This is a genomic window from Actinosynnema sp. NPDC023658, assembly GCF_040639995.1.
Classification (GTDB): domain Bacteria; phylum Actinomycetota; class Actinomycetes; order Mycobacteriales; family Pseudonocardiaceae; genus Actinosynnema.
The window spans coordinates 36724-45663 of the sequence record NZ_JBFAAX010000009.1 but is presented as its reverse complement, the minus strand read 5'-3'; the positions used below and the strand labels follow the sequence as shown (position 1 = coordinate 45663).

10 protein-coding genes are annotated in these 8940 nt (G+C 73.1%); 2 read left to right on the top strand and 8 right to left on the bottom strand.

Annotated elements, in window-relative coordinates:
* The 3 genes from AB0G02_RS02645 to dnaG all read right to left on the bottom strand — a co-directional run.
* Window positions 1-667 (bottom strand): trans-aconitate 2-methyltransferase (locus tag AB0G02_RS02645; protein WP_360788236.1); only part of this gene is annotated, 667 nt, incomplete at its 3' end.
* Between the two features lie 67 nt (window positions 668-734).
* A complete protein-coding gene (locus AB0G02_RS02640; protein WP_360788233.1) occupies window positions 735-1247 on the bottom strand; it encodes a hypothetical protein in 513 nt (170 codons plus the stop codon).
* A complete protein-coding gene (gene dnaG / locus AB0G02_RS02635; RefSeq protein WP_360788230.1) occupies window positions 1247-3142 on the bottom strand; it encodes a DNA primase in 1896 nt (631 codons plus the stop codon). Before dnaG ends, AB0G02_RS02640 begins: the two co-directional genes overlap by 1 nt.
* A gap of 55 nt (window positions 3143-3197) precedes the next feature.
* Between dnaG and AB0G02_RS02630 the strand changes: the two genes are divergently transcribed.
* Window positions 3198-4115, top strand: coding sequence for a sigma-70 family RNA polymerase sigma factor (locus tag AB0G02_RS02630; RefSeq protein WP_360788245.1), 918 nt, complete (start codon window positions 3198-3200; stop codon window positions 4113-4115).
* Between the two features lie 7 nt (window positions 4116-4122).
* Here the strand turns inward: AB0G02_RS02630 and AB0G02_RS02625 are convergent, their stop codons facing one another.
* The 5 genes from AB0G02_RS02625 to AB0G02_RS02605 all read right to left on the bottom strand — a co-directional run bounded on the left by AB0G02_RS02625 (window position 4123) and on the right by AB0G02_RS02605 (window position 7996).
* On the bottom strand, window positions 4123-4689 hold the full coding sequence (locus AB0G02_RS02625; RefSeq protein ID WP_360788227.1) for a carboxymuconolactone decarboxylase family protein: 567 nt from the start codon (window positions 4687-4689) through the stop codon (window positions 4123-4125).
* A 106-nt stretch (window positions 4690-4795) separates the two neighbouring features.
* Window positions 4796-5842, bottom strand: coding sequence for a serpin family protein (locus tag AB0G02_RS02620; RefSeq protein ID WP_360788225.1), 1047 nt, complete (start codon window positions 5840-5842; stop codon window positions 4796-4798).
* Window positions 5821-6069, bottom strand: coding sequence for a hypothetical protein (locus AB0G02_RS02615; protein ID WP_360788222.1), 249 nt, complete (start codon window positions 6067-6069; stop codon window positions 5821-5823). The genes AB0G02_RS02620 and AB0G02_RS02615 overlap by 22 nt, the downstream gene beginning before the upstream one ends.
* Before the next feature lie 20 nt (window positions 6070-6089).
* A complete protein-coding gene (locus AB0G02_RS02610; RefSeq protein ID WP_360788219.1) occupies window positions 6090-7352 on the bottom strand; it encodes a deoxyguanosinetriphosphate triphosphohydrolase in 1263 nt (420 codons plus the stop codon).
* Between the two features lie 35 nt (window positions 7353-7387).
* Window positions 7388-7996, bottom strand: coding sequence for a YdcF family protein (locus tag AB0G02_RS02605; RefSeq protein WP_360788216.1), 609 nt, complete (start codon window positions 7994-7996; stop codon window positions 7388-7390).
* An 83-nt stretch (window positions 7997-8079) separates the two neighbouring features.
* Between AB0G02_RS02605 and AB0G02_RS02600 the strand changes: the two genes are divergently transcribed.
* The gene (locus AB0G02_RS02600; protein WP_360788213.1) at window positions 8080-8811 is read left to right on the top strand and encodes a peptidase E; all 732 of its coding nucleotides are present in this window, start codon (window positions 8080-8082) and stop codon (window positions 8809-8811) included.
* Window positions 8812-8940: the final 129 nt, after the last annotated feature.

Genomic DNA, 8940 nt, shown 5'->3' with positions numbered 1-8940 from the left:
GCAGCGCCGGCGCCAGCGCGCCCCGGAACGCCGCCCAGTCCGCGTCGTCCAGCGCCGCCCGGATCGGCCGCAGGGCCGTCCCCGTGATCCACTCCAGCACGGCGTCCTCCCCCTCCAGCCGCTGCACGTACGTGGTCTCCCACGCGTCCACCGAGCAGCCGTCGAGCACCTCCGCGTACCCCTGCGGGTCGAGCACCGGCGACGGGCGCAGCAGGCCCCGCAACGCGGGCCACGACGCGTCGACCAACGACCGCACCAGCTCGTGCGACGGCCCGGCGAAGTTCCCCGGCACCTGCACCGCCAGCCACGCGCCGGACGGTAGCGCCCGCGCCCACCCCCGCAGCAGCTCCTCGTGCCCCGGAACCCACTGCAGCACCGCGTTGGTCACCACCACGTCGGTGTCCGGCGCGGGCTCCCACGCGGCCACGTCACCGACCCGCGCGTCGACGCCGCGCGCCCGTGCCGCCGAGACCATCTCCGGCGACGAGTCCAGCGCCTCGACCACCGCCGAAGGCCACCGCTCGGACAGCGTCGCGGTCAGGTTCCCCGGACCGCAGCCCAGGTCCACCACCCGTCGCGGCGATGTCGCGCCGACGCGCGCCACCAGCTCGTGGAACGGCCGCGACCGGTGGTCGGAGAACGCCAGGTACTTGCCCGGATCCCACATGCGCACACCCCAAGTAGCAGTACGGACGTACTGCTACAGTACGCGCGTACTGCAAGAGGTCACAACGTCAGCCGCGCAGCTTGCCGATCTTCGCCGCCACCGACGCGGCGACCTCCCGCACGCGCTCGACGTCGGTCCCCCGGTCGGGCCGCACCTGCAGCACCACGCCGTCACGCCCGGCCACCTTGCGCTGCACGAACCACGCGCCGACGGTCGCGTTGTGCTCCCGGGACCTGATCGACCCGGTGACCCGCTCGTGCACGACCTGCGGCACCTTGCCCGGCGACTCCAGCGGGAACCGCCGCGGCGCCAGGTCGCGCAGCACCACGGCGTCGCCCGCCGTGCCGTCCTCGACCGCCTCGACGACCGCCAACGCGCCCCCGCTCCACGTCGCCTTGCTGACCAGGTGCCAGCCGACCCGGCGCGGTTCCGGGTCGCCCGGCAACCACAGCCCGTGCGACGTCGCCACGAGCCAGCCGGAGCCCGCCGCGGCCGACGCCAGCACGTGCTCGTCGGCCTCCAGCGCGCCGGTGAACCCCTCGGGTGCGCCCGAGCCGAAAACCCTCTGGAACAGCCCCATCACAGCCCGCCCACCGCTTGTTGGCCCAACGCCTTGTGGTAGTCCTCCAGCGCGATGAGGTCCCCGAACAGCGCCCGGTACTCGTCGGGCTCCTCGATCGGTGACACCCGCCGCAGCCGGGACTTGATCTCGGTGATCTGCCCGGACACCAGGATCTGCTGCAACCGCGCCAGCACGCTCTGCACGTACCGGTACTGGTCGTCCGCCTTGACCCGCAGCTGCTCCACGGACAGCTCGGTCAGCACCGACCGCACGGACTGCTGCCGGCACGCCTGCGACACCGCGTCCAGGAACGCCGGGCCCGACAGCCCGGACGACGCGCCACCCGCCTCCCGCACCGCCTGGTGCAGCGCCAGGTACGCGGGGTGCGTGAACGCCTCGTCGGGCAGCGAGTCGTAGTACGGCCCGGCCATCTCGGGCAGCTGCAACGCCGCCTTCAACGCCTCGCGCTGCGCCCACAGCGCCGGGTCGCGCGGGTCGGGGCGCGGCGGCCCGTCGACGTCCACGCCCAGCGCGCCCTGGTTCGGGTCCACCGGCGCCGCACGGCGGGCGGGTGCCGGCGCACGGCCGTTCGCCGTCTCGCGCACCCGGCGCACCACGGCCGACTCGTCGTCCCAGCCGACCCACCAGGCCAGCCGGGTCGCGTAACCGTCCCGCTTGGCCCGGTCCTTGATCTGCGCCACGAACGGCACCATCGTCTTCAACGCCTCGACCCGGCCGTCCACCGAGTCCAGGTCGTAGTCCTTCAGCCGGGTCTTGATGGCGAACTCGAACAGCGGCGTGCGGCGGGCCACCAGGTCGCGCACCGCGACGTCACCCTTGGCCTGGCGCAGCTCGCACGGGTCCATGCCGTCCGGCGCGATCGCGATGTAGGTCTGCGCGGAGAACGCCTGCTCGCCCTCGAACGCCTTCAGCGCCGCCTTCTGGCCCGCCGCGTCGCCGTCGAAGGTGAAGATCACCTCGCCGTTGAGCGAGTCGTCGATGAGCAGCCGGCGCAGCACGTTCATGTGGTCCGAGCCGAACGCCGTGCCGCAGGACGCGACCGCCGTGGGCACGCCCGCCAGGTGCATGGCCATCACGTCGGTGTAGCCCTCGACCACGACGGCCTGCCTGCGCTTGGCGATCTCCCGCTTGGCCAGGTCCAGCCCGAACAGCACCTGGGACTTCTTGTAGATCGGGCTCTCGCTGGTGTTGAGGTACTTGGCCTGGATCGGGTCGTCGTCGAAGATCCGGCGCGCGCCGAACCCGACGACCTCGCCGCCCATGTCCCGGATCGGCCACAGCAGCCGGCGGTGGAACCGGTCGATCGGTCCCTGCCTGCCCTCCTTGGTCAGCTGGGCCTTGATCAGCTCGGTCAGCTCGAACCCGCGCCCGAGGAGGTGCTTGGTGAGCTTGTCCCAGCCGCCGGGCGCGAAACCGCAGCCGAACTGGCGGGCGGCGGCCTCGTCGAAGCCGCGTTGGGCCAGGAACTCGCGCGCGGCCACCGCGTCCGGCGTGGCCAGCTGCTCGGCGTAGAACTCGGCGGCGACCCGGTGCGCCTCGATGAGCCTGCTGCGGGTGCCCCGGTCGCGCTGGACGGTCGCGCCGCCGCCCTCGTAGGTGAGCTGGATGCCCGCCCGGTCGGCCAGCCGCTCCACGGCCTCCACGAACCCGAGGTGCTCGATCTTCATCACGAACGCGATGACGTCGCCGCCCTCACCGCAGCCGAAGCAGTGGAACGTGCCGTGCGACGGGCGGACGTTGAACGACGGCGACTTCTCGTCGTGGAACGGGCACAGGCCCTTCAGCGCACCGGAACCGGCTCCCCGCAGCGAGACGTGGTCGCCCACGACCTCGTCGATCCGGCTCCGGTCACGCACCACTGCGATGTCGCTCTCCCGGATGCGTCCTGCCACGTCGAGCGAGTCTAGTGCTGGCAGACTGGTGCCCGTGACCGCAGGCGAGGAGATCCTGGCAGGGGACGCGCGCACCACCGGGCGGACCCTCGCCCCGACGTTCGACGCGCACCGCGGCCACCTGATCGGCGTGGCCTACCGGCTGACCGGCAGCGTCGCGGACGCCGAGGACGCGGTGCAGGAGGCGTGGCTGCGGCTGGCCGGTCTCAGCGACGACGGCCGCGCGGGCATCCGGGACCTGAGGGGCTGGCTGACGACCGTGGTCGGGCGGATCTGCCTGGACCGGTTGCGGTCGGCCACGGCGCGGCGGGAGCGGTACGTCGGGCAGTGGTTGCCGGAGCCGCTGGTCACCTCCGGCGAGGACGACCCGCTGGACGCGGTGGTGCGCGACGACGGCGTGCGGATGGCGGCGCTGGTGGTGCTGGACCGGCTCACGCCCGAGCAGCGGGTGTCGTTCGTGCTGCACGACGCGTTCTCGGTGCCGTTCACGGAGATCGCCGACGCGCTGGGCTGCACGGTCGCCGCGGCACGCCAGCACGCGTCCCGGGGCCGTCGGGCGGCGGCCGAGGCCGAACCGCCGCCGCGGGTGGCGCTGGAGGAGCAGCGCGAGGTGCTGGAGCGGTTCGTCCGCGCCCTGGCCTCCGGTGACGTGCACCAGGTGGTGAGCCTGCTGCACCCGGACGCGGTGGTCGTGGGCGACGGCGGCGGCAAGGCCAGGACCGCGGTCAACGCGGTCAGCGGCGCGGACAAGGTGGCCCGGCTGCTGCTCGGCCTGCTGCGCCGGTACGACGGCGCGCTCGACTCCGGGCGGACGGTGCTGGTCAACGGCGACCTGGGGCTGCTGTTCGCCGCCCAGGGCGAGCTCACCGCGCGGGTCAGCGCGTTCGTGCTCCGGGACGGCAAGGTGGCCGGCGTGTACGACATGTCGAACCCGGACAAGCTCGGCCACGTGCCGTTCCCGGAACCCGCGTGAGGCGGGGTCAGGGCAGCGGCACCCGGCAGGCGTCACCCGAGGTGAAACCCTGGTCGGTGATGCCGAACGCCGAGTTGAACCGGCCGCGCTGGTTCTCCAGCGCGATCAGGTAGGTCAGCTCGACCAGGCCCTGGTGCCCGAGCCGCCGGTCGAGCTCGGCCACCTGCTCGTCGGTGACCGCGGTCGGGGTCTCGGTCATCGCGTCGGCGTAGGCCAGCGCCAGCTTCTCCAGCTCGGTGTAGGCGTCCGAGGTCCGGTAGTCGTGGATCTCCTTGAGCCGGCCGACGTCCAGGCCCTCGTGCTTGATCAGCATGGTGCCGAAGTCGACGCACCACGAGCAGCCCAGCTTCACCGCGGTGAGGTAGACCACCAGCTCCCGCAACGACACGGGCAGCGTCTTCGCGGCCTTCTCCACGGCCATCTCGTGCCGCGCGCTCGCGACGAACAGCCGGCGGTGGTGCGCGGCCACGGTGAACGGCTCCGGCACCGCGCCGAACCTCCGCCTGGCGAACCGGTAGGCCAACCTCACCAGCGGGTTGGCCTGCTTGGTCGTGACGACCGGGATCCTGGGCATGTCCCCTCCTCGTTCGGGTCTTCACCCGGTGGACGAGGAGGGCGCCCGGGACGTGACAGGCCGGGACGTGACAGGCCCGCGACCTGACAGCAGACGGACGTGGCGGCTAGGGCTTGGCCACCTGGGCGAGGAAGAAGATCGCGCCCGTGTCGGCGTGCCGGACCAGCAGCAGGTACGGCCGGTCGACGCGGACGGTGCGGGCGGGCTCGGCCGGGATGAACGACGTCATCCGCATCACCACCGCGGTCGCCGCCGCACCCTCGAAGCCCTGCTCGTCCAGCCGCAGCACGGCCTCGTGCACCACGTCGTCCACGTACAGCCTCGGGTCGGGGCTCAGCCCGCCGAGGTCGGCGGCGCGGCCGAACATCGTGCGCACGCCGACCTGCTGCAACGCCTGCCCGAGCGACGCGTTCACGGACAGGTCCAGCCTGGGCAGGAACAGCTCGACGCGGTCGGGCGCCAACGCCTCCAGCACGTCCGGCACGCCCTCGGTGCCGCCGAGCTCGTCCTCGGGCAGCAGCACGACCGCCTCGACCCCGCCGCGCGCGGACAGCGCCACGGCTTCCCAACCGGCCCGTCGGGCGTACCGCGCGTTGCCCTCGCGGCGCATGGTCGCGACGTCGCCCGCGCCCCGGAACGGCCGGTCGGCGGTGTCGTGGTCGGAGAACTCCTCCACCCACGCCGACTTCAGGTACAGGGCGTTGACCAGCGTCGCGACCGTGTCGGACGTGATCGAGCCCGCGGACAGCAGCTCGGGGATCAGCCCGCGGGTCGTCTCGGCCACGTCGGAGTTGATCAACTTCCGCGAGCCCTCCGGGTCACCGGCGAACGGCGCGGAGCGGACCTTCGCGCCAGGCCACCCGGCGAGGTCGGTGAGGAAGCCCTCCTCGATCGGCAGCGCGTCCCACGCCCACAGGGTGTTGGCGACGGCGAACTCCGCGTCGTCGCCCGCCACCGCGCCCTTGAGCACCTTCGCGTGGTCCGCGCCGAGCAGCGCGACCAGCTCCGACTCCGTCTCCCCCCGCGCCGCCTGCGCCGTCAGGCCCAACGCGCTGGCCACCGAGTACGGCGACCAGCAGGCGTTGCGCGTGCGATCGGGCGCGACGGCGTCGTGGAGGGTGAGGGCGAACGTCAGGTGGGCTCGATCAGGCACATGGTCTCCTTGACGGCTATGGGCTCGTCCGGGATCGGACGTTCGCCCATGCCGCTCGTGGGTCCGAGCGGTCTGGGGTGGCGGGGCTCGCGCACCCCGGCGGAACCGTCGTCCGGGTCGTCGTCCCACCCGTCGAACGGAAGCTCGAAGCCTGCGGGTACCGGCTCACGGCTCGGTCTGCGCCACGGCCACCGACGGCCTGGCGGTCTTCTGGACTCATCGGCCATGCCATCGAGTGTGCCACCGGTCACAGGGGTTCGGGGGTGTTCTTCGCCAGCGCCCCCCGCCAGGCGACCGCCTGCGCGTCGGTGAGCGAGGCGACCTGGTCGACCACGACGCGCAACCGCTCGGCATCGGTGCCGGCGGCGGTCCACGCCGGGTGGAACGCCGGGTCGAGGGAGTCCGGTGCGCGGTCGAGCAGCAGGTGCACCAGCTCCGCGACCAGCTCGCGCTGCCGGGCCTGCATGGCCAGCCGCGACGGGTCGCTCATCACGTACCGCACCGCGACCGCCTTGAGCAGCGCCACCTCGGCCGCGACCCGGGGCGGCACGACCAGGTCGGCCTGGTAGCGGCGGAGCGGGCCGTCGCCGTGCACCTCGCGCGTCGCGCCGACGGCGGCCGAGGCGAACCGGCCGACCAGCTCGCTGGTGAGCCGCTTCAACGCGACCTGGGCGCGCAGCGTGCCGTCGTACTCGGCCAGGTCCGCGATCACGGACAAGCCGAGCAGGTCGGTGGCGGTGGCTTCGAGCACGGACACGGGCTCGTCGGAGAAGTGCTTGGCGGCCAGGCCCGCGATGGCGGCCCGTTCCGCCGGGTCGCCCAGCGCGGACAGGCGGATCCGGTGCGCGAGCACGCCGTCCTCCACGTCGTGCACGGAGTAGGCGACGTCGTCGGACCAGTCCATGACCTGCGCCTCGATGCAGCGCCGGTGGTCCGGCGCCCCGGCGCGCACCCAGTTGAACACGTCGAGGTCGTCGTCGTAGGCGCCGAACTTCGCCATCCCGGGACGGCGGGTCCACGGGTACTTGGTGGCGGCGTCGAGGACGGCCCTGGTCAGGTTGAGGCCCCTGGCGGTCTTGGGTTCCAGCCGGGTCAGGATGCGCAGGGTCTGGGCGTTGCCCTCGAAGCCGCCGCACGGCCCGGCCAGCTCGTCGAGCGCGCGTTCACCGTTGTGCCCGAACGGCGGGTGGCCGATGTCGTGGGCCAGACCGGCGGTGTCGACCACGTCCGGGTCGCACCCCAGCTCCTCACCGATGCCCCGGCCGATCTGGGCGACCTCCAGCGAGTGGGTGAGCCGGGTGCGCGGCACACCGGTCACCTCCGCGCCCTCGCCGGGGCCGACGACCTGGGTCTTGCCCGCGAGCCTGCGCAGCGCCGCCGAGTGCAGCACGCGGGCCCGGTCGCGGGAGAAGGGCGAGCGGCGCTCGGTGCGCGCACCGGGCAGCACCGCCCGCTTCGGGTGCTCGGGCAGCAGCCGCGCGGAGTCGTGCCCGGTGTAGCCCTCGATCATCTGCCCGGCTCCATCGGACCAGGGTAAGGGCAGGGCTACAGCAGGATGCCGTCGAACGCGCCGGCCGGGGCCTTCATCAGGTGGTAGTAGAGCAGCGCGCCGGTCTCGCGGCGGATGTAGAACAGCTGCGTCTCGCGGGTCTGCACGTTCGGGCCGCTGCGGGTCGGGGACGTCCACGCGGACAGCCCCTCGTCCTCGGCCATCGTGCGCGCCCGCAGGGAGTGCCACGGGTCGCTGACGATCACGGCCGTGGTGAGCGACTTCGCGCGGGCGGCGACGGCGAGCGCCCGGATGCTGCCCAGCGTGTCGGTGCCCTCGCCCACTTCGAGGATCCGGTCGGTGGGCACGTCGTGCGCCTCCAACCAGATCCGGCCGGCCTCGCCCTCGGTGAAGTTGTCGCCGGGCTGCCTGCCGCCGGTGGTGGCGATGTAGTTCACCACGCCCTGCTCGTAGAGGCGGCGGGCGTGCTCCAGCCGCGCTTCCAGCACGTCGGACGGCACGCCGTTGAACTGGGCCGCGCCGAGCACGACGGCCATGTCGGCGTGGGTGCGGTCGTCCTCGCGGGCCACCTGCCACACGCGGAACGCCGTACCGCCGACGACGAGCAGCCCGATCGCGAGGCCGCCGAGGACGACACGCGTCACAAGCCTGCGGAGTCTCGGCAGGAACGTCACGGCGGGGATGATTCCACACCCGCCGCGGCGCGAGCGCTGCCAGGATCGCACCCATGGCAGCAGACCAGCCGACCATCCTGGCGACCTCGGGCGGTTTCCGCGCGGGACGACGCACCCACCTGGAGTTCCACCGACTCGCCCACCACGCCGTCGAGCTGTCCGGCGTGCACGGTCGCAAGCCGAGGTTGTGCCACGTCGGCACGGCCGCGGGCGACCAGCGGTGGTTCAACGCCGACATCTCCGAAGCGGGGCGGGTGGCGGGCTGGGAGGTGTCGCACCTGAACCTGTTCACCATGCCGCCGACGACCGACCTCGCGGGCTTCGTCGGCGAGCACGACGTGGTGTGGGTCGGCGGTGGTTCGGTGGCGAACCTGCTGGCCGTGTGGGCGGTGCACGACCTCGGGCCGGTCCTGCGCGCGGCGTGGCAGGACGGCGTCGTGCTCGGTGGCGTGTCCGCCGGTTCGATCTGCTGGTTCGTGGGCGGCTCGACGGACTCGTTCGGCCCGGAGCTGCGCGTGGTGACCAACGGCCTGGCGTTCCTGCCCTACGGCAACGGCGTGCACTACGACAGCGAGGCGGCGCGGCGGCCGACGATCCACGCGGCGGTGGCGTCGGGCGTCCTGCCGGTCACGCACTGCACCGACGACGGCGCCGGGCTCGTCTACTTCGGCACCGAACTGGTGGAGGCGGTGTCCGAACGCACCACGGGCGGTGCCTACGTCGTCACCCGGGAGGGGTCTTCAGCAACCGCACAGGAGGAACCACTCGACACCAGGCGGTTGTGACAAGGACTGTTGAGGGGTGCGAAAACGCTGGTGGTCGGTCGCGGTGGCGCTGGTCGTGGGCGTCGCCGTGGTCGGGTACGTGCACCAGGCGCAGTCCCCGGCGCAGGTGTCCGCGGGCACCGCGCCCGG